Consider the following 20,792-nt stretch of genomic DNA (forward strand, 5'->3'; position numbering starts at 1 on the left):
AGAAGATAGTTCATTATTATTTGGGACCAGGTGGAAATACGCTTGTCGATTCTACACAGAGAGAAATTAAAGAAATCGGTAAAACGGGATTACAAGAGTTCAGTGAAGCAAAGCCGAAATGACGATGCCCCCAAAACTATTTTGGAGGCTATGAGTTATTATTTTTTCTATACTAGTATTGGCAAAACGATAGATCGTAGATCTGTGGATTGATTAGCCCAAAACACTGACTGCCCAACTTATTAGCACCATTATTAGGTGTAATAAGCTAGGTATATCCCAGGAAACCAGCTTCCCTTCGTATAAAACGATCAACTACTTGGCGCAGTTGCCATAGGCGCCGGTACTAATACGTCTTCGCCATCACTATCTTCTTGAGGTTCAGTAAACCCAAAGTCCTCCAGTATTCCGTATAGTGCCGGTAGCACCAAAAGGATCAGAATAGTAGAACTGCTGATACCAAATACAATACTGGTAACAAGCGGCACCAACACCTGTGCCTGCAGACTGGTTTCAAATAACAGTGGCAACAGGCCTGCAACTGTGGTCAGTGAGGTAAGGAAGATGGCTCGGAAACGATCGCGGCTGGCTTGACTTGCCGCGCTATGCACATCCATTCCTTCACGCACTCGCCGCTTCACAAACTCCACTAACAATATTGAGTCATTGACCACAATTCCGGCGAGAGAGACAAAACCCATCATGCTTGGCATAGACATATTCTGCCCCATGATCAGATGCCCCCAGATAACACCAATCAGCGCCAAAGGAATAGCCACCAATACAATCAACGGCTCCACATAGCTGCGGAATTGCATGGATAGGAGAAGGTAGATACCAATGGCACCTATTAACAGGGCCCGACCAATGGACTTACCGGTAACCTCACTATTTTTCATTTCCCCTTGCATATCAACGCGCAATCCTGGGAACTCACGGGTAAGCTCAGACAGGAACTTCTCCTGGGTGTCACCTAGTACCTGTCCAGCATTCGCTTTCTCAGTGAAGACATCAGCAAACACACTCACTACCCGCTCGCCGTCAATACGTTGAATTCGCGCATACTCCCGATTCATTTCTATATCGGCAACGGCAATCAGCGGAACTCGTTGCTTGGTAGCTGGATGGATAATGACTAATTCATCGAAACGGCTCAGTGCACCGCGGGAATTTGCATCCATACGAACCTGAATCTCGTAGGTTTCCCCCCGATATTGAATTTCATCTATCTCCATCCCCTGGTAAGCAGCTCGCAACTGATTGGCGACATTGCTGGCATCCAGGCCGGAGGCATAGGAGCCTTCACGCATTTTGACGGTGAGTTGTGGCTTGCCGGGACGCAAGTCATCCACCACATTCACTACGCCGTCGTATCCACGCAACCAATTCTGCAAGCGAATGGACGCTGCCTTTAGCTGATCCAACTCCAAACCGGCAAGTCGCAAGTGGATAGCACGGCCGGCAGGGCCTAAGGCCGGTTCTTTGTAAAGAATAGCGATTGCCCCTGGTGTGTCGCCGGCGGCCTCACGCCAAGCATGGCGCAATTCATCCATGCTGGTATTGCGGCCTTCAGCGGCAAGCAGATCGACATTAATTGTGGCCACATGGGGCCCCGATTCAAAGGCATCTCCGTTAACTCCAAAAGTGACACTCGTATGGTTTACCAAAGGTGCTCTTTCATTTTCAGAAAACTCTGAGGCAACTTGATCCAACGTCTTCAACTGCTTATCGACTAATTTCTCCATATCGACCAAAGAAGTGCCTTGAGGCATTAAGATCCGAGCTTGCAATAAATCGCCCTCCAAGGTGGGAAACCCCTGAAACTTGACGATCCCCGATGTCATCAAACTAATAGTGACTAGGAACAAGCCAAATACACCCCCGACAAAGGCATAGCGATATTTAACAGCCCAATCCGCTGCGCGCCCCATATTTTCTCGCCAACCATCAAAACGTTTGGCAAAAGCCTGCTTCCAGGCAGGGGTGCGACTTTTATGCTCAAGGGCATGCCGCAAGTGTGCCGGCAAAATCAGGAAAGCTTCGATCAGACTAATGAGCAATACAGAAATCAATACAATGGGGAGCACCTTGAGGACCTGCCCCATATCCCCCTTAATAAAGATCAACCCCCCAAACACCATTACCGTAGTTGCGAATGAAGACAGTACTCCACGAGCCACTCGCTTGGTGCCATTGATAACCGCTTCCAACGGCGACCTTCCCTCACGGTGTTCACTGGCAATACTCTCCGATAACACAATGGCATCATCCATCAGGATACCAATGGCAATCAGCAGTCCTACCAGACTGATCATATTAATGGACACGCCCATGGCCGTGATCAGTGCAAACGAACCCAGGAATGAAACCGGCAAGCCCATGACCACCCAAAAGACATAGCGGCCACTGAAAAACAGATAGAGAGCCAGCGCTACCAAAATCAGGCCCTGCCAGGCGTTAGCCATAATCATCTGCAAGCGATCCGCAACGATAGAGGCGCTGTCTTGGGTTAGCGTGAGTTGCATACCCTCAGGCAGATTTTCATTTTCACGGTCGACAAAGTCGCGTACGGCTTCAAGCACACGCAAGCTATCATCCACACTATTCTTCTCGACATTGAGAAGCGCTGCACGATGGCCGTCAAAAGTAATTTTGTCTTCAGCCAGCTCAAAGTCATCGTAAATTTTTGCAATATCCCCAAGTCGAACTTCCGCTCCATCACCACCTTTAATCACCACCAGGTTTTCCAATTCTGCAACCGTGCGGCGCTCTTCGGTAAAACGCACCTGGTATTCTCGATCCGGCGTGGATACCTTGCCGGCGGGCATGTCGATCGCTTGCTGGTCAATAATATTGGCCAGGTCCATCACGCTGAGTCCGTACTGGCGCAAGTTATAATCTGAAACTTCAATCTGAAGCTGGTGGTCAGAAAAACCGGAAATGCGCACAATAGGAATAGCGGGATCGCGGAGTAATTCGCGGCGGTAGTGCTCCGCCAGCTGGTTTAATTGGGGCAAAGGAAGGTCAGCACTGATAGCAATACTAACCACCCCCTGAGTGCGGCCCAGTTCTTCGATCACCGGGCGCTCGCTTTCTGCAGGAAGCGAATCGATACTGTCTACTGCGGACTCCACATCAGCAACAAACTGGTCCATATCACCCGCTTCTTGCATCTTGAGGGTCATCAGGCCCAGATTATCTTTTGCCTCACACAATCGCTCATCAATAAAGCTGATTCCATCGGTGGCCTCCTCCAAGGGAAGACAAATACTATCTTCCACTTCGGCTGCCGCAGCGCCGGCATAAGGTACCGAAACCTGAACCTCAAACTTATCGATTTCCGGCATCGTTTCACGCTTCATGCTGGGCAGAACAAAAAGCCCGCTTAGCATCAGCGCAACCATCAATAAATTGGCCGCCGTTGGGTGACCGGCAAAATAACGTATCACTGCTGGGTACCTCTAGCACTCGCCGCAACGGATTGCTCATCACTGACGACGGAAACTGCCATTCCATTAATCGCAGGAATTACATCAGTCACAATAACCTGCTCACCGGGATTCAATCCCTCGCGGATCACAGTGGTGTCGCCTTGGTGGTAGTCAATCTGTACAGGGCGCACTCTTAGTTGACCATTTTGTACCAGATAGACCTTGCCTTCATGGAGGGCGCGGCGGGGTATAGCGAGTGCTGGTGCGGCGGGAGCCAATAACTCTACACGGGCATACATACCGCGAAATAGCGGTGGTTTTTCACCGGTCACCGCTTTGCCATAGGGGTCATCCACAGCTACAACAACGGAGAGTGTTCGACTGGTGCTATCCAGGGTTCCACCCAAGCGCACTACCCTCCCCTGCCACTCACTATTCCCCGGGCCACCCACCAGGGTGATCCGAGCTTCCAGCCCCAATAGCATCTTGGGTAGATCATCAGGAGTCGGATTGGAATCTATGTCAGGCCTTAAATTGCGCAAAAGTGGAGCCACATGAACCATAGGAAGCTCTGCTGCAATTTCTACTTGTGCAAGGCCGCTTGCATCAAATAAACGGGCATTGCCAGCAACATATTGGTTTTCTTCAACATGAACTTCGCCAATACGAGCATTAAATGGCAGGATCACCTGGGTGCGCTCCAGATTGTATTTACTGTCTCGTACCTGAGCTTCTGAGCGAGCTATCTGGGCTTCAATCACTTTGCGGCGGGTCGGGAAAAGGGAAAGCTGGCTGCTCTGGTTCTGCACTTCCTGGCGCAAGCGCAGCATATTTTGTTCTTCAGTATCTACGGTCGAGCGGGAGACGGTTCCCTTAGCAACTAACTTTTGTTTGCGAGCGAGTTCTTTCTCACCCAATTTGAGAGTGCGCTCGGCGATGCCCAAAGAGCGTTTACTATTAGCTTCTTCCACATCCAGCTCTTGCAAATTAGCGCGATTTGCAGCCAAGTCACTTTCAGCCTGCGCCAGGGCAAGCTGGTAGCTGGTATCATCGATCTTCAACACCAGTGTACCGGCAGAGATAATATTTCCCCGCTCCAATTCCGGAGCTGTATACACCACCCTACCACTGACTTCTGCATTGGCTTCCAGGAAAGTACTGGGTTTCACCTCACCATATGCAATGGCTTGAGCTCGCAGCGGTAACTCCTGCACTTTAATTGCGTCTACCACCGTTATAGGAGCCTCAATAGCATCGTGTTTAGGCTCACCTTTAGTGACGACCAATGCCATAGATATAAACACCCCCGCCGCTATCAAAGCTGGTAATGCCAGCCGGCGATTCATCAGCGCTTTCAAATGAGTCTTAATTTCCATTGCCGACTTCCTCGCCTTTGGTCACAGATTTATTGGAAACGCCACGGAGTAAGAGTTGAACGGTATGGTTAATCCATCTCTCCCGGTTTTCCTCCCCCAGAGCAAAACCGAACCCTTCCTTCAAGGGGTCGCCAGCGATGAAGGGAAAGGCAATCAGACTGATAAAAGAGACTGGCATCAGGTCAATATCCAGGTCCTCTCGCAACTGGCCGCTGGATTGGAGAATTCCCAGCAACCCGCGCAGCTTTGGCACCAGTTGTGAGGCTAACCTGTCAACAAAGAGTTCGCGCATTCGACCAGATTTGGAAGCCACTTCATCAGCAATCAGGCGCGGAATCCAGGGCTCCTTGATGTATAGGCGTATCATTCGACTCATTGCTTCTTTCAGCAACTCTAAAGAGGGCTCCCCTCCATCCAGCCCTGCACTAACAAACGCGGGGCCATACTGCATGATTTGGCTCCGAACCACCTCGATAATTAGCCCCTCCTTACCGCCAAAGTGGTAACTGATCATCGCAGAATTCACCCCTGCTCCCTGAGCAATCTCCCGAATCGAAATATCACGGAAGGCCTTATTCCGAAGTAGAGAGTAGGCTGAGTGCATAAGTGCCTCACGCACCTGGGATTCACGCTCAGGATCTTTTGGGCGCCCGCGGCCTCGAGTGGATGGATTGTCAGTCACAGGCATTTATCCTTAATTAATCAGTTGATTAATTAAATAGGAATTACACCCATGCAACAACCCCAAAATCCGACCAGTCAGTCAGGTTGTGCCGGGTTAATTTCTGATTCACAAGCTAAGCATCTCGGGACGCAATACGTGCCAATGATCAAGGGTTTGACGGGGCTAGCAAAATAGGTTGTAAAATTGACCTCCTGCAAGTGGCCACCTTTACTAAATTCAGCAGTACTTACCGGGAAAATTCCAACCACTTAGATTGGTACATTTTCAGGCCAAATATCCAAATTTCTACTTAAAGCGGCCTGAATGCGAAACCAGGAAAGCCATTCAGCTAGAGCAGAAGAAAAACGTCGCAATCTCATCCCCTTCCATGTCCAAACGCCAATCCCAACAAGACTTTATGTATAAATGATGAGTGATGAATAATTTTAACCTTTAGATAAAGCATTACTACAACCACCACCCTTCCCGGTGCTAGTATTAGGCCGTTTCAATATGAATCTTCTACAGACCCTATCTATTTCAAGAATAATTTAACCTTCAAAGGGCATATAACTTATGGTCAAGTATTTGGCTCTCATCTCATTTTTTCTTATGGCTACTTTCGCAAAGGCTACAGACCTTAAGAGTTCTCCCCTGGTAATTGGCGACTCAATTAGTTTTCAATCAAAGATATTAAAGGAGAAGCGCACCTTAAATGTCTACTTACCCGAGAGCTACCATCGTGAACCTAAAAGAAACTACCCTGTAATCTTTCTTTTAGATGGCTCCTTATCCGAAGACTTTATCCATATAGCGGGAGTGCTCCAATTCGGCTCATTCTCTTGGATTAATATGCTTCCAGAATCAATTCTTGTAGGCATAGAAAATATTGATAGAAAACGCGACTATACATTTCCATCCAAAATAGCTTTAGATCAAAAAGAATTTCCATCATCAGGCGGATCAAAGGAATTTATTGATTTTTTGGATAAAGAGGTTCAACCCATTATTGCGAGCAATTTCCGTACAAAAGAAAAGTCCACACTGATAGGTCAGTCTCTTGGAGGACTTGTAGCTACAGAAATTCTGTTAAAACATACGGACCTTTTCGACAACTATATTATTATCAGCCCAAGCTTATGGTGGAGTGGAGAATCTCTTCTGACAAGCATCCCTGAAGACTGCTGTGAGGACAAACAGATCTATATTGGAGTTGGAAAAGAGGGGGAAGTGATGGAGCGCCTAGCGCGAACACTATACAACAAGCTAGATAATAAGAAGAGCAACACAAAAATACACTTCGGCTACTTTGAACAACTAGACCATGGTGACACTCTGCATCTTGCTGTTTACGATGCGTTTGGAAAGCTGTTTTCAGACAAAGCCCCTAAAAACTAGAAACATTTTTCAATTTAAAACTGGTTGCTTTCGTTTCAGGAAATAGAATACAAAACCTGCGGGAGCAACACACCACTTACCTCACCATCAATCAAGTACACAATTACCATAGCGCTAAGTTTTATACACAAGTTTTTTCAGTTTTATTATAAAAATCAATGAGTTACAGTTTGTACGTTATAGGGGCTACAAATTTGGCTGGATAATTATGCAGGACTGGGTCAGGGACGAAGTGAAAAATCAGGTTATGGGTGATACACGATTGAATAAGCGCTTGTCCAATATTCTCAGTAATTTAAGTTCCGACCCAAAGGGTAGCATTCCCTGTGCAAACAAGTCTTGGGCAGAAACCTTTGCAGCCTATCGATTTATCGAAAATGATAAAGTCAGCTTTGACTCCATTATGAGTGGCCATAAATCAGCCACTCTTGAAAGAATCAAGGTTCAGCCAGTTGTTCTTATCCCTCAGGATACCACTTTCCTAAATTTTGCTACCGATTTAGAAAGCAAAGAAATGGGAACACTCCGACGCAAAGAGACTAATCAGCAGCTCCTACATACGTCTATCGCTATAACACCATCCAGAGATAATCTGGGCATTATTGAGGGTAGCATGTGGCAGCGAGATAAAGAATCTAGTGCTAATTCTCGCTATACCAAGTCGATACAAGATAAAGAGAGTCGACGCTGGTTAGACCATTATGAATCAGCTTGTGAGATACAAGAGCGCTGCCCTGAAACCACGATTGTGAGCATCGCGGATAGAGAGGGGGATATTCATGAGTGGTTTCAATTAGCTGAAGATCAAAATGAACAGCGGCGTGCAAGCTATATTGTTCGAGCCAAGGCTAATCGTAGTTTAGAGATCGAAGGAGAAGATACGACTTTACTTTGGGACTATATGACCAAGCAGAAGTCCATCGGGAAATACTCAGTAGGTATCCCCAAAAGGAATGGACAGCCAGAAAGGGAAGCTAAGGTCAGTGTATCCATTGCAGAAGTAAGATTGCAGGGAAAAGGAAAATCAAAGCGACCTCTTTCTCTCTACGCAGTCTTTGCTAAGGAATTAAGCCCACCAGAAGGGGAAAAAGGTATTGAATGGATGCTGCTGACCGATCTTGCAGTTGAGGACTTTAAGCAAGCGAGGATCATTATTGAGTGGTATCGAAGTCGATGGGAAATTGAAACCTATTTCCGAGTGGTGAAAGGCGGATGCCAGATAGAAAGTAATCGCTTTAGAACCGAGCAGCGAATGCTGAACTGTATTGCAATCTATATGATTATTGGGTGGCGTCTACACTCCATGACAACACGGGCACGAACGCTTCCTGATACGTCGTGTACGGAAATCTACTCTGAAAAAGAGTGGCGTATGATATGGATAATGCAAGCTAAAACCTCCCCACCAAATGAAGCTCCAAGTATGAGAGCTATAACGCGTATGCTGGCAGGACTTGGAGGCTTTCTGGGGCGGAGCGGCGATGGTGAGCCTGGAGTTAAAACCGTTTGGCAGGGGTACACTAAACTTCTCCATTATATGGAGGCAGCAGAGGCTTTAAATGGACTTAAATGATGTGTATAAAACACAGCCATAGCGTCAACCTCATTTCAGCGACGTTCTGAAAGAGAGGCGGTGTGACATTTACAGTAAACACCGCCAACACCCTACATTTTCTAAACCTACGTCAAAGCTGCACGACGGAAGTTGTACACAGCCACCTGAGACAGAATAAATAGTGTAAATGTCACTACCAAGCCAGTCAGCATTACTGGCTCGTAGCCCTCAACCAATACAGAAATAAGCCGCGAAGAACCATTAAATAGAAAGTACATCGAGGCAGGAAGTATTAATAACCACTCTTTGCGAAAGGCACCAATTGCCGTAATGATCGCTAAGCTAAGCGTGGGGGCACCGAGAGTACGTAGGTTAGTGAAACCGTAGTTAGTTGTGGCATCAAACCCTGCTGGACCATTAATAACTTCAGGGAAAAGCATGGTCACTAAGCCAGCCGAACCCAATATAAGTACAAATATACCGGAAAGTAATTGTGCGAAACGAATCATATTAAATATTCCATTTGGTTGATTAAATGAACAGAATGAGAACTCAAAGATCTCTAAGAAATTCCTTATCATCTCTGCGAGACCTCAACAGGCCCTTAGCTCGGATAACAGACCAAGGCAGTGCTACTAATTGACTGTATCAAGTTTCACTATTTTTGATTGCACAGGGGGCAGAGTGATTAGCCTTCAGGCTTCCAGCAAACATCAGCAAGTAATGAAAAGTGACTGGTTTATAGTCTTCAGCGGTATCAGCTATAGTTCGCCCTAGGAGGGTTCTAATCAAACCACCAGGACGATAACTAATGCTCGTCGGGCTAAACGCAAAACCAACATCACCATTAGCACCAGCAATGAGCATGTATTCATTCTTTAGCCCCTCAGTAACAAGAGGGTTTAAATATAACGACATATCGTGAGAAAAGTACGCTGTTAAGACAAGGACTAGATTAACCAGCAAGCCAACACTTTACTTGGAACATCCAGTCAAGGATTTGTACAAATCCGTCAAATCGCCTTTTTACGCATTTGGGAAGGGGCTACTTGATAGTGCTGTTTGAACACCCGGGAGAAGTAACTGAGCTCGTCAAAACCACACTCCAAAGCAACCTCAGTCAGGCTAAGATCGCTATTGAGAATCAACTGTTGTGCTTTCTCCATCCGTTTTGCGGTAATATATTTCGTAGCACTAATGCCATAGACTTGCTTAAATTTACGAGTAAATGTTGACTCGCTCATATGGCATAGAAAAGCTAGATCCGCCAGTTTCAGAGGGGTGTATAAGTGAGCTTGCACCACTTCCTGTAGTTTAGGTTGTTGCCTGATGAACAACTGCCCCAACATCTTCGCAACTCTTCCACTACGATCAAGTCTGGGGATAAGCTCTACTAATTCTCGAACCTTTAATACCACCAGTGGCTCACTGAATACTTCTGGCTGCTGGATATAGTCAATTATGCTACGCATATAATTGGAGAACAGTACAGATTCCTGCAGGCGCTCAGCCGAGGGGGCTGATTATTGGACTTATTATCCGCCTTAACAGAAGCCCTACTTTCGCCATTATTACCAAAGGCATCAGGCATACCACTTGGGTAGAGTCGCTGTAATAGCTCTGACGTTAGCCGAAAACCGATGAAATTAATTTCATTGTTTAGTCCATCTTCATGCCACTGATTAATAAAATTATCTGTCTTCATTAGCACAGTGGCACCTGGGCTCAAGGTAAGGGTTTCATCACCGCAAACCAGGGTTGAACAGCCACTGATAACGTAAACCAACCTTGCCTCATCAACCAAACGGTCTTGATAACTTAACGGTGCCCTGAATTTACGCTGACCAATTACCATTTTCCCTTGTATTTTAAATACAACTGATTCTTCACTATCTGGCATAAATTATTATCTTTATCAGGGACCTAGTCATTTGCAATAAAACATGAAGCATATCAACTTTTCAATCAGAGAAAACGACCAATCAGAAGTGATTGCCATAGCTTCTCTGACAGGGGACCAAGTTAAATCCAGGGACTATAAAGAACATGCTCTACAAAGAATCTTCTAAACCTAAGAGACTCAAAAGCCTCAGAAAGGAATAAAACAACTTAAGGAGCCACTGAACAACTTCGTGATACCTCTGGCATGCAGAGCGGTACAGTCAAGGCGCTGCTTCGCAGGAATGTCTAGACCTCTCAAGAAGTTGTTACACCACCGCGTTAACTTCCACCTTATTCCCTACTGGATCAAAAAATACCAATTGCCGTACATTGCGTCCGGGCACATCCATTAGGTGATTGGCGACTCCCAACGCATCCAGACGCTGCTTAACCGGCTCAAGCGCATCTGTACGGAAAGCTATGTGATCCAGGTAGGGTTTCTCAGGCTGGTCACCACTCACCTCACCGTCTATTAAATGCAAAATAGCCCTACCACTGCCATAGAGCCAAAATCCATTACGCTTGAAATTTGGCCTCTCACCCTCGGTCAGACCGAGAACCTGGGCATAGAAGTCCCGTACCCGCTTTAGGGTTTCCATAGGAGCAGTAATATTGACGTGGTCGAGTTCCATCTGTTTTCCCTAATTTACAAGGCACATCCTTGTGCCTGATTATCAGCAAGTCATCTATCTATAACTTACACAATACTCTTGTTCCGCAACTCTTCTACTTGCTCGTCACTTTTGCCAAGCATAGTCGCAATCACTTCCTCAGTGTGCTCACCCAATACTGGCGGCGCCTGGGTGTAGTCGAGTGCGGACTCGGAGAAGATTACAGGGTTGCGCACGGTCTTCACCTTTCCAGCTTCCGGATGATCCTGCTCAACCACCATACCCCGGGCCTGTACTTGAGGATCAGCAAAAACCTCCTCCAATGTATTAATAGGCCCACAGGGAACATGAGCATCACTAAGATGCTGGAGCCACCAAGCGGAATCGCGCTTACGAGTCGCAGCTTCAATCTGAGGCACCAATTCTTCACGGGCCATTACCCGCGCTGAGTTAGTCCCGTAGGCAGGATTTTCTGCCAGTTCTTCTACGCCCGCGATTCCGCAGAAGCGTTTAAACTGGTCATCATTACCCACTGCCAACATAAAATAGCCATCTTTTGAAGGGACTGCCTGGTAGGGGACTATATTGGGATGGCCGGTACCCTGTCGCTCAGGGCTTTTACCAGAGGTAAGGTAATTTTGGGCTTGGTTAGCCAACCATGAAACCTGGGTATCCAATAAGGCGAGGTCAATATGCTGGCCAACACCCGTATGCTGCCGGTGAACAATAGCTGCCAATACAGAAGATACCGCGTACATCCCTGTCATCAGGTCGGCTACGGCCACCCCCACCTTTTGCGGGCCCGCACCCGGTTGCCCTTCCGGCACACCGGTAATACTCATCAGACCACCCATTCCCTGGATCATCGCATCATAGCCTGCTCGATTTTTGTACGGGCCAGTTTGTCCAAAACCTGTAATCGAGCAGTAGATAACACCAGGATTGATCGCCTTGATGGACTCATAATCCAGGCCGTACTTTTTCAACCCATCTACTTTGTAGTTTTCAAGAAGAATATCGCATCGGGCTGCCATCTCCTTGATCAAGGCCTGGCCATCTTCAGTAGTGATATCTACGGTAACTGATTTTTTTCCGCGATTGGCACTTAGGTAGTAAGCGGCATCAGCAGTGTCATTTCCCTTCTCATCCTTTAGGTAGGGAGGACCCCAGTGGCGAGTGTCATCCCCTCGTTCCGGGCGCTCTACTTTAATAACCTCAGCCCCAAAATCAGCAAATACCTGCCCAGCCCAGGGTCCGGCGAGAATACGACTTAAATCGAGTACCTTTAAGTGTGCGAGTGGACCTGCCATAACTTCCTCATATCGCTTACTTGCGGGTTAACCGCATATTTTTGCGGCAGCCTAACAGATAATTTGTGCCCGTGCTTTGATTGGCCGGGTTAGGTATTCGTCATATACTTTACTGCGCAATAAAAATAAGGAGGCACAGCATGGCCGCAATAGAAGCGCAAAAATTTGAATCTTTTCGCGAGTTTTATCCATTCTACTTACAGGAACATAGCAACCTCACCTGTCGTCGGCTGCACTTCTTTGGTACCAGTCTGGTGTTCGCGACAATAATTGCGGCTGTAGTAACTTCCAATATGTTGTGGCTGGCAGTTACTCCTGTCGCGGGCTACGGGTTTGCATGGATCGGGCACTTTTTCTTTGAAAACAACCGCCCGGCAACCTTTAAGTATCCGTTCTACAGTTTTATCGGGGACTTTGTTATGTTTAAAGATATGCTGATCGGGCGAATCGACCGCTAAACAAACTATTTTTTATTGGCCGACAAACCGTATTTCCGCAATTTGTTGGCCACAGCGGTATGAGAAATACCCAGCTCCTTAGCCAGCTCCCTGGTTGAGGAGTGACCTTTGATAATGTCCGACAGCAACGCCCTCTCCAGTTGCTCCATGATTTCCTTATAGGTAAGTCCACGGCTCCAGTCCCGCCAGGGAAGTTCCGCCTTAACCATTAAATCCGGCACATCCGCACAACTGATCGACGCCGCCCCTCTAATCAAGCATTGACTGGATGCGGCCATTAAATAGTCCCTGAGGCCGTTGAAGTTATCCGGCCAGTCATGGAGTTTGATCAACTCCATCACCTCGCTATCAAAATTGAGCTCACTAGCCTCTGGAGACTCCTGGCGCATCAAAGTACTGGCATAGCGCGGCAGAACCGGTCGCATATTTCGCAACGGGGGCAAGGACATCGCTAACGACGAAAAGAGCTGCGCAAGTGGCGGCGCAATAGATTCCCTATCAATAGCGGTGGCCACCAATCTCAGCGATGCCGGCAAATTGCGGAGTTTTCTCAATAAATCAACTTGAGCTTCTGTTTTGAGAGTATGTATATCCTCAAGAATCAAAGTACCCGTTCGACGAAGATGTGAAGGCAGCTGCATAGTGCTGTCACGGGGGATAATTCGATAGCAATCAGCCCTTGAGGCCGATGGGGAGAGGTAATGCACCGCACAGGCAAACGTTGTCTTTCCTGTGCCCCGCTCACCCAGTATCAACAGAGGTGCACTGAGTTCAGATAAGTCCTGTAACTGGAGGCAACTCCTTCGACGCAAATCAAAATCCCACAACACCATCGGTCTTGGCAGCTCAGTGACAAACTCGCTGCTATCCCAAGGCTGTAAACGCAGTACCGCCCCAGCCAGTGAGTCAACCGCTCCGGGATTTCCCTCCAGAGTGATCGGGGACCAGTCCACACGAAAACTCTGCCCCCTTACCACCAGAGGCAGTCCGTAGCGAGGCACTGCAAAATCCCGCAGCAATTCTGCGACCTGCATAAGCGGCAGGAATCTCTGCAGCTGTAGACCAGGCACCTTGTCCAAGCTCACACCGAAAGCCCTTGCCGCTGCCAGATTGGCAGCGACCACCCTGCCCTCGCGATCCACACTAAGAACCGGATCAGTCACATGACTCAGCAAAGTGTCCAACTCGAAATGACGTCGCTCCAGAGGCAATAGAGAGATCCTCCGCACCCGCTTAACTCCAGGAACCTGGTGCAGGGACTTCTCGATAGTCTGGTATTGAGTGGCAAGCATCCCGGGCGCTATCAGATAGACCTTATCTCCACTGTCACCCCCGAGCTCACCAGAGGTCACATTTATCCGATATTTTCCGAAAATTTGCATTATTTCGTGCAAAATGCCGACACGATTTGCACAAGTAATCTCTACCCGCACAGCCTCACCTGTAAAGAAATGTTTACAGAAAGTGTAATTTGAACTACCCGGAAGACGCAATAGCTCGCCGCTACCTCTCCCCACCAAGGGCACGCCTAGCTAAAAATAGAGGTCGAAACATAACAACAACAGGTTCAGCGGCAGGTGCTGGGCACTGGGAATCAGCGAGAGCTACCGAGCCGCAGGAGAGACATTCATGAAGAAAGAAGCAAAGAAGGCAAGCAAGTACGTTGCCCGTGAGCCCAATGAAGACGGCTTTATCGAGTATACCGACCTTGAACACCAAACTTGGCAGCGTCTGATTGAACGCCAACTGGATGTCTTACCTGGCCGCGCCTGCGATGAATATATGCACGGCCTGGAGCTGTTGGACCTACCGAAAGACCGTATCCCCCAGCTCGAGGAAATCTCCAGCGTGCTGCGCAGGGAAACTGGCTGGGAAGTCGCCCGGGTTCCCGCCCTTATCGGCTTCGAAACCTTTTTCGGTCTTCTAGCGGATCGCAAATTCCCAGTTGCTACCTTTATACGCACTCCCGAAGAGTTTGATTATCTGCAGGAACCGGACATCTTCCACGAAATTTTTGGCCACTGCGCCATGCTCACCAACCCAGCATTTGCAAACTTCACGCAAAAATACGGACAACTGGGCCTTAAAGCCTCGCCTAAAGAGCGCGCCTATTTAGCCCGCCTCTATTGGTTTACAGTGGAGTTCGGCCTGCTGAACACCGACGATGGTTTGCGCATTTACGGTGGCGGCATTCTGTCTTCCCCGAAAGAGACACTCTACGCACTGAGTCACCAACCAGAGCGCTACGATTTAGACGCGGTTACCGCACTGCGCACCCCATATCGCATCGATATTGTTCAACCCATTTACTATGTTCTCAACAGCTTGCAACAGCTGCAGGAACTGACAGAAATTGACCTGATGGCCAAGGTCCGCGAGGCCATTGAGCTGGGACTATTCGAACCCCGCTTCCCACCCAAAGACGCAGCCTGATCTGCATTCAAGATTGGGCGGCCAACTTCCGCCCAATCTCACCTCTGCTAAAAAGCTCCCCCAGAAGCGTTGCACATCTAGGGAAATTCCACTACCAGCACTCTCCCCCTGAGCCTATCGTATCTGCAGTAGGTGTGATGGTAGTTCGATGACTTTCATCCAATAGCCCCCACACCCACTCGCCCAAATACCGTTAGGGGTAGCCAGGGAGGCAATGCAATCAGCGCAAGGACACAAAACCCCTACCTTATAGGGAGCGCATAGCACTATGTCCTCACTTGACGCGATTGATAGAAAACTTCTTGCGATTCTGCAATCTGACGTCAGCCTTTCGATCGAGGAGCTGGCGGAGCGTGTGGGCCTGACAAAAACCCCATGCTGGCGCAGGGTGCAGAAACTGGAAAAGAGCGGCATCATTCGACGCAAAGTCGCCTTGCTTAATGCCGAGATTTTAGGACTTCCGGTCTCAGTGTTTGCCCAGGTTAAAACTGACCAGCACACACCGGAGTGGGCCGACAACTTTGCCGAACATATGGCACAGTTGCCAGAGGTAGTGGCTTGCTACCGTATGGCAGGCGACTACGATTACCTGTTGCGAGTGGTAGTTAGCGATATCACTGCCTATGACCGCTTTTACAAGGAGTTAATCCGGCATGTCGGCATTAGCGATATTGTCTCCAACTTTGCCTTGGAACAGATCAAAAGCACTACCGAGTTACCGATTCCATCCGGTGAGTAAAGTCTCAGCGCAACCACTTGGTAGGCACATAGACCTTTCAGCTGTTCGCACATCTATGGATAATGGTTAAATCTCGCTCACACACAAGGATGGCCTGTGGCGGACAGCTCCCTTTTCCAATCATTCTTCTTGATCTTTAGTGGCGCAGCAATTGTTGCCTCACTGGCTCTTTTTGGACGACAACCGCTTCTGGTCGCTTACATCGCTCTCGGTGTTTTACTCGGCCCATCCGGCTTTGCAGTAATCGACAACCTGCGACTTCTATCTGATATGTCCAGCGTTGGGATTATCTTCCTGCTCTTCCTGTTGGGGCTGGACATGCAACCTCAAGCGCTGGTAGCTGTATTGCGCAAAGCTACATTTGTGGGGGTTGTAAGCTGTGCAATCTTCCTCGGCCTTGGCTTTGGCATAGGCTTGCTGTTTGGATTTACTACCGTTGAATCCTGGGTAATTGGCATGGCGCTGATGTTCTCTAGCACCATTATCGGTATCAAACTGCTTCCCACGACCGTACTTCACCACAAGCACCTGGGTGAACTTATGGTGGGACTTCTTCTTTTTCAGGACTTTGTGGCAATAGTCTGCCTAATGGTACTGCTGAGTGATAACACCGGTGACGAACAGATCTGGCAATTGGCTCTCTCCTTTGGATCGCTGCCACTGCTAATACTTTTTGCTTGGCTAATAGTAAAATATATTTTATTGCCACTTTTTACCCGCTTTGACCGCTTCCACGAATACGTATTCTTAATGGCACTTGGATGGTGCATGGGAATGGCAGAGCTGGCGGAAGTTGTTGGCCTTTCAAGAGAGATCGGCGCATTTATTGGTGGTATCACGCTGGCTGCCAGCCGGATTTCACAGTACATCGCCCTCAGCCTTAAACCTCTGCGAGACTTCTTCCTGATCCTGTTCTTTTTCAGCCTCGGAGCGCAATTCAAGCTGGCCATGCTGCCCGAAATTCTACTTCCTGCCCTGGTCACAGCCGCCGCAGTTCTGGTAATAAAACCCGTTGTATTTCACTTCCTGCTTGGAAATCGCAGTGAGCACAAAGTGCTCTCGTGGGATATTGGATTTCGACTTGGGCAAATTAGTGAATTTTCCCTGTTAATCGCTCTGCTCGCTTATACGCAAAACCTGATTGGCAGCGCAGCATCACATTTAATCCAGGCAACCGCGATTCTTACATTCCTGGTGTCGTCTTACATTGTTGTGATGAACTTTCCCAACCCCATTGCAATCAAGGATGAGCTGAGAAGAGACTAAACCTCTTAGCCTCTTCCAATAGAGCAGTTAAGTTAACCACCAGAATCAACCACAGTGACAAACAGTCGATCAAAGCTTAAACACTCTCTCTGCATTCTTATACAAGAAGAGTTCCGCAACCTCATCATCCAAATCCAGAAGGTGCATTTCCTTTAAGCACATCTCCGGTGTCAGCATGGGATAATTAGTCCCGAACATCACCTTATTCTTACCGTGAGACTTGATAAATGAAACCAACTCTCGGGGGTATCTTTTTGGCTTATAAGCAGAAGTATCTATGTAGACATTGGGAAACTTGGTCGCAAAAGCAATCATTTCATTGTGCCAAGGATACCCAATATGGCCGCAGACAATCTTTAGATCGGGAAAATCGAGAGCAATCCGCTCAATATGGGCAGGACGGCCAGAATCAGAGCTACGCAACGGCCCGGTAAGGCCCACTTGCAAACAAACTGGCACACCCAGCTCAACACAAGCCGCATATAGCGGATAATACAAAGGGTGAGTACAAGGCAACTCCCAGAGCCACTGCACAATGCGCAGCCCTTTAAAGTCATGTTCCAAAACGTACTTGCGCAGGGTTTGCACAGCCTCTACTGGCTTTCGCAAGTCCACTGATGCCAGACCGCAAAACCTGTCAGGATGAGTTAAAGTAAGATCCAGTACTTCATCGTTGCTAATCAAGGCCCCGCTCGGCCCATGCCAAGCAGAAATCAATGCCTTGGACACATCTGCCATATCCATAGCTGACAGGGTCCACTCAAGGGGCACTTCTTTAAAATCCTGCCCCATCCAGCGCTTCAAAGTATCAAAGAAAGGTTCAGCAAGAAAACGTTCTGTAGGATGCTGGGCCCAAACATCAATCACTTTCATGCTAGCAACTCCCTGCTATTGAAATCCTTAACCGGGAAGGAGAAGCACTTATCCCCCCTCTATTCTCTGGTAACACAAGTATTGCCAGTGAACAGCTACACCCTTTTAAAGAAGTGTTATTGACTACCTACTTGAGAGGCATCGCCACACTACTAAAGAAATCTCTTTCCTTAGAGAAGGAAAACGCTAAAGAGGTAACTTTGCCCATAACCCTATCACGGTCAACCAAGCCCCAATATCTCGAATCCAAGCTATCGTTGCGATGATCTCCCATGACAAAGTACTTACCTTCAGGGATCTCAATAGTCTTCCCAATGTATGGCAATGTCTTATTACCACTAAGCTTGAACTGATGCTCCCTGCCATCAATGACTTCCCTACCCAGGATGTCCGAGCCCACCCCACTTTCCAGGCGATACTCAAGCTGAGCTCCATTAACAAACACATTCGCCCCTTCAATACGTAAGCTATCATCAGGGACGCCTATTACACGCTTAACATATAGTTGATCAGTGTGAGGTGGCAAAAAGGTAATAACATCTCCTCTGGAAGGATTCCCCCATTGAGCAACCTGCTTATTGAAGAAAAATAAAGTTGGCCCATAACTCGTCTTATCTACCCACAAAAAGTCACCAGGATGAATAGTAGGCTCCATAGACCCACTTGGTACTGGAGACCAGTCGGCATACGCTGACTTGAAAAAGTACATAAGAAATAGAAACAATATTGCACCGCGGTTGTTTCTTACCGCACTCTTAAAACTATACCTGCTCATTCCCTAAACTCCTTTCCCAGGGTAACGCACCACTTAAAACTGATCACTCAGAAGTAACAGAACCTCTGAAAACTAAAAAATCAGCCTTTAGATTTCATTAGGTGGGACATTACCCTTATCAGAACGTTCGAAAAGGATCACCCTATTTGCAGCACATCCGTACCAAAAAAGGGAGCCATAAATATCAAAGGGCACTCGTATTACACGGTGTTTATAAACTCGGATAAAGCTCCAAAATCTTTTCCCTTAGCCAGCGATGAGCTGGATTTGTTGTCTGCGACTTATGCCAGGTGAGCTGAAGTACTACCTTTGGAAATGCCATTGGCAGTTTGAGCATACGTATGGGAAGCTCTTTATAATAGCTTGAAATCATCATTCTTGCTGGTACAACGCCAATTAAATCGGTTGTGCAAACCACATAGGGGAAAGACGAGAGGTGTGGGACTCGTAAACAAATATTACGCTGTAACTTTCTGGGCCTGGCTAGCCTTTCCATTGGAGAGCCCATAGGGTTTCCTCTTAATAGGGATACTTGTGGCAGCGATTGGAATTTTTTTTCACTGATTGTCTCACCCACATTTTTATTATGTTTGCTGACAATAATCACAAGCTCTTCTTCTGCGATAGGCTGGTTAACATAGCTGGGGGAATTGACTGGTAGGTAGTCAATGATTAGGTCTACTTCCCCATTACTCACCATTCTGGCTGTCATTTCTGACTCATCGGGGAGTACAGTAAGCCTTATGCCGGGTGCAAATTCTCGAAGCCATTTACAGAAGCCGGGGATCATCAGAGTTTCCACCACATCGGGCATAACGACGGAGAATTCCTGCTCTGCTTTCCGGTAATCAAAAGACGTTTGCTGGAAGCCTGAACGGACGGTGTTGAGTGCCTGGTGAATAGAGGGGTGCAGTACCAGTGCGCGTTCAGTGGGGCGCAATCCCCTAGCGGTCCGTATAAAAAGCTCATCTTCATAAGTAGCTCTCAACCGCTTGAGGGCAGCACTAACGGCCGGTTGGCTCATATGCAGTTTTACTGCAGCTCTGGTCAGGTTTCGCTCAATCATAAGTGCTTCAAAAACGGGAAGCAGATTTAAATCCAGTGATCTAAGGTGCGTAGACATTATCAACCTGATGAATAATGCATTTAATAATTATTTATTAGACGATACATGATGTCCCTGATTATATTTATCGTCAATAGCATGAAAAACCGTAAATACTATAAAAAGTCAGGTGAAATATGTCGAACATGCATGATACGGCGGCTTTCAGAGAGCAATATAGAGCCTATGCCCAAAGCCGCTATAGCGGCTGGTTCCATTTAGGGAGTATTCTACTGATCAGCCTAATCGGTGCTATTTACTGTAGTTTTCAGATAAGTGAGCTGAGGGCGCATGAACTGCTAATAATTCCACTGGGAATTCTTGCTTACAACGCTGTAGAGTATGCCGCCCATCGCTGGTCTGGGCATAATAAGTTGAGATTTACCAAACTGTTTTACAAGAGGCATACTGGCGATCACCACAGTTTCTTTTCTGCACCTTTGCTGTCTTTTGAATCAACTCGTGATTGGCGTATAGTACTGTTTCCAATCTATCTAACAGCTGTTATCACTTTTATTCTGGCACCACTTTGTGGTTTTTTTCTATCCTGGGTGGCTTCAGGTAATATGGGATATATCACAGCAGCAACCATGATATTAAATCACCTGGCTTATGAGCTAATGCATATCGGTTATCACCAGCCCAAGAGTCACTGGTTTCATAAAGTGCCAGTGTTTCGTGAGTTAGCCCACTTACACAGAATTCATCATCACCGTAAACTAATGAAAATTTATAATTTCAATTTAACTTTTCCGCTATTCGATCTTTTATTAGGCACTTTCTATTGGGAGCCGCAGGATTCCTTTGACGATTTTCGCGACTGATAGTTTGTAGATTACTTGTACCTTATTACGCAC

General features: G+C 47.3%; 20 protein-coding genes. 7 read left to right on the forward strand and 13 right to left on the reverse strand.

Going from position 1 to position 20,792, the window contains the following annotated elements; genetic code table 11:
- Positions 1-311 precede the first annotated feature (311 nt).
- Genes QT397_16170 through QT397_16180 form a run of 3 tightly spaced genes read right to left on the reverse strand, consistent with a single transcriptional unit; the run spans position 312 to position 5,489 of the window.
- Positions 312-3,449: an efflux RND transporter permease subunit gene (locus QT397_16170; protein ID WNZ54425.1), complete on the reverse strand. Its 3,138-nt coding sequence runs from the start codon at positions 3,447-3,449 to the stop codon at positions 312-314.
- Positions 3,446-4,807: a hypothetical protein gene (locus QT397_16175; protein ID WNZ54426.1), complete on the reverse strand. Its 1,362-nt coding sequence runs from the start codon at positions 4,805-4,807 to the stop codon at positions 3,446-3,448. The genes QT397_16170 and QT397_16175 overlap by 4 nt, the downstream gene beginning before the upstream one ends.
- The gene (locus QT397_16180) at positions 4,797-5,489 is read right to left on the reverse strand and encodes a TetR/AcrR family transcriptional regulator (GenBank protein WNZ54427.1); all 693 of its coding nucleotides are present in this window, start codon (positions 5,487-5,489) and stop codon (positions 4,797-4,799) included. The genes QT397_16175 and QT397_16180 overlap by 11 nt, the downstream gene beginning before the upstream one ends.
- Positions 5,490-6,047: 558 nt before the next feature.
- On the opposite strand from QT397_16180, the gene QT397_16185 reads away from it, so the two are divergent.
- Both QT397_16185 and QT397_16190 read left to right on the forward strand, forming a co-directional pair.
- Positions 6,048-6,869 carry an alpha/beta hydrolase-fold protein gene (locus tag QT397_16185; GenBank protein WNZ54428.1) on the forward strand — a complete coding sequence of 274 codons (822 nt, stop codon included), beginning with the start codon at positions 6,048-6,050 and terminating at the stop codon, positions 6,867-6,869.
- A 208-nt stretch (positions 6,870-7,077) separates the two neighbouring features.
- Complete coding sequence (locus QT397_16190) at positions 7,078-8,442, forward strand: IS4 family transposase (GenBank protein ID WNZ54429.1); 1,365 nt, start codon at positions 7,078-7,080, stop codon at positions 8,440-8,442.
- A 107-nt stretch (positions 8,443-8,549) separates the two neighbouring features.
- Here QT397_16190 and QT397_16195 read toward each other — a convergent pair whose 3' ends face one another.
- The 6 genes from QT397_16195 to QT397_16220 all read right to left on the reverse strand — a co-directional run bounded on the left by QT397_16195 (position 8,550) and on the right by QT397_16220 (position 12,286).
- Positions 8,550-8,933, reverse strand: coding sequence for a hypothetical protein (locus tag QT397_16195; GenBank protein WNZ54430.1), 384 nt, complete (start codon positions 8,931-8,933; stop codon positions 8,550-8,552).
- Positions 8,934-9,072: 139 nt separating this feature from the next.
- Positions 9,073-9,291: a hypothetical protein gene (locus QT397_16200; protein WNZ54431.1), complete on the reverse strand. Its 219-nt coding sequence runs from the start codon at positions 9,289-9,291 to the stop codon at positions 9,073-9,075.
- 146 nt (positions 9,292-9,437) lie between these two features.
- On the reverse strand, positions 9,438-9,896 hold the full coding sequence (locus QT397_16205; GenBank protein ID WNZ54432.1) for an AraC family transcriptional regulator: 459 nt from the start codon (positions 9,894-9,896) through the stop codon (positions 9,438-9,440).
- Positions 9,884-10,324 carry a hypothetical protein gene (locus QT397_16210; GenBank protein ID WNZ54433.1) on the reverse strand — a complete coding sequence of 147 codons (441 nt, stop codon included), beginning with the start codon at positions 10,322-10,324 and terminating at the stop codon, positions 9,884-9,886. Before QT397_16210 ends, QT397_16205 begins: the two co-directional genes overlap by 13 nt.
- A gap of 307 nt (positions 10,325-10,631) precedes the next feature.
- The gene (locus tag QT397_16215; protein WNZ54434.1) at positions 10,632-10,997 is read right to left on the reverse strand and encodes a VOC family protein; all 366 of its coding nucleotides are present in this window, start codon (positions 10,995-10,997) and stop codon (positions 10,632-10,634) included.
- Between the two features lie 65 nt (positions 10,998-11,062).
- Positions 11,063-12,286 (reverse strand): CaiB/BaiF CoA-transferase family protein, encoded by a 1,224-nt coding sequence (locus tag QT397_16220; GenBank protein ID WNZ54435.1) that lies wholly within the window; start codon positions 12,284-12,286, stop codon positions 11,063-11,065.
- 140 nt (positions 12,287-12,426) lie between these two features.
- Between QT397_16220 and QT397_16225 the strand changes: the two genes are divergently transcribed.
- The gene (locus tag QT397_16225) at positions 12,427-12,744 is read left to right on the forward strand and encodes a DUF962 domain-containing protein (protein WNZ54436.1); all 318 of its coding nucleotides are present in this window, start codon (positions 12,427-12,429) and stop codon (positions 12,742-12,744) included.
- Positions 12,745-12,749: 5 nt separating this feature from the next.
- Here QT397_16225 and QT397_16230 read toward each other — a convergent pair whose 3' ends face one another.
- Positions 12,750-14,261 (reverse strand): PAS domain-containing protein, encoded by a 1,512-nt coding sequence (locus tag QT397_16230; GenBank protein ID WNZ54437.1) that lies wholly within the window; start codon positions 14,259-14,261, stop codon positions 12,750-12,752.
- Positions 14,262-14,373: 112 nt separating this feature from the next.
- Here QT397_16230 and phhA point away from each other — a divergent pair, with 112 nt between their 5' ends.
- From phhA to QT397_16245, 3 genes are all read left to right on the forward strand, one after another.
- On the forward strand, positions 14,374-15,177 hold the full coding sequence (gene phhA / locus QT397_16235) for a phenylalanine 4-monooxygenase (protein ID WNZ54438.1): 804 nt from the start codon (positions 14,374-14,376) through the stop codon (positions 15,175-15,177).
- A 268-nt stretch (positions 15,178-15,445) separates the two neighbouring features.
- A complete protein-coding gene (locus tag QT397_16240) occupies positions 15,446-15,916 on the forward strand; it encodes an Lrp/AsnC family transcriptional regulator (protein ID WNZ54439.1) in 471 nt (156 codons plus the stop codon).
- 96 nt (positions 15,917-16,012) lie between these two features.
- Positions 16,013-17,182, forward strand: coding sequence for a cation:proton antiporter (locus QT397_16245; protein ID WNZ54440.1), 1,170 nt, complete (start codon positions 16,013-16,015; stop codon positions 17,180-17,182).
- A gap of 69 nt (positions 17,183-17,251) precedes the next feature.
- On the opposite strand, the gene QT397_16250 is transcribed toward QT397_16245, so the two are convergent.
- The 3 genes from QT397_16250 to QT397_16260 form a co-directional block, all read right to left on the reverse strand.
- On the reverse strand, positions 17,252-18,055 hold the full coding sequence (locus QT397_16250; protein ID WNZ54441.1) for an amidohydrolase family protein: 804 nt from the start codon (positions 18,053-18,055) through the stop codon (positions 17,252-17,254).
- Positions 18,056-18,182: 127 nt separating this feature from the next.
- Complete coding sequence (gene lepB / locus QT397_16255; GenBank protein WNZ54442.1) at positions 18,183-18,830, reverse strand: signal peptidase I; 648 nt, start codon at positions 18,828-18,830, stop codon at positions 18,183-18,185.
- A gap of 211 nt (positions 18,831-19,041) precedes the next feature.
- Positions 19,042-19,953 carry a LysR substrate-binding domain-containing protein gene (locus QT397_16260; GenBank protein ID WNZ54443.1) on the reverse strand — a complete coding sequence of 304 codons (912 nt, stop codon included), beginning with the start codon at positions 19,951-19,953 and terminating at the stop codon, positions 19,042-19,044.
- 119 nt (positions 19,954-20,072) lie between these two features.
- On the opposite strand from QT397_16260, the gene QT397_16265 reads away from it, so the two are divergent.
- Positions 20,073-20,759 carry a hypothetical protein gene (locus QT397_16265; protein WNZ54444.1) on the forward strand — a complete coding sequence of 229 codons (687 nt, stop codon included), beginning with the start codon at positions 20,073-20,075 and terminating at the stop codon, positions 20,757-20,759.
- Positions 20,760-20,792 lie beyond the last annotated feature (33 nt).

This window comes from Microbulbifer sp. MKSA007 (assembly GCA_032615215.1).
Classification (GTDB): domain Bacteria; phylum Pseudomonadota; class Gammaproteobacteria; order Pseudomonadales; family Cellvibrionaceae; genus Microbulbifer.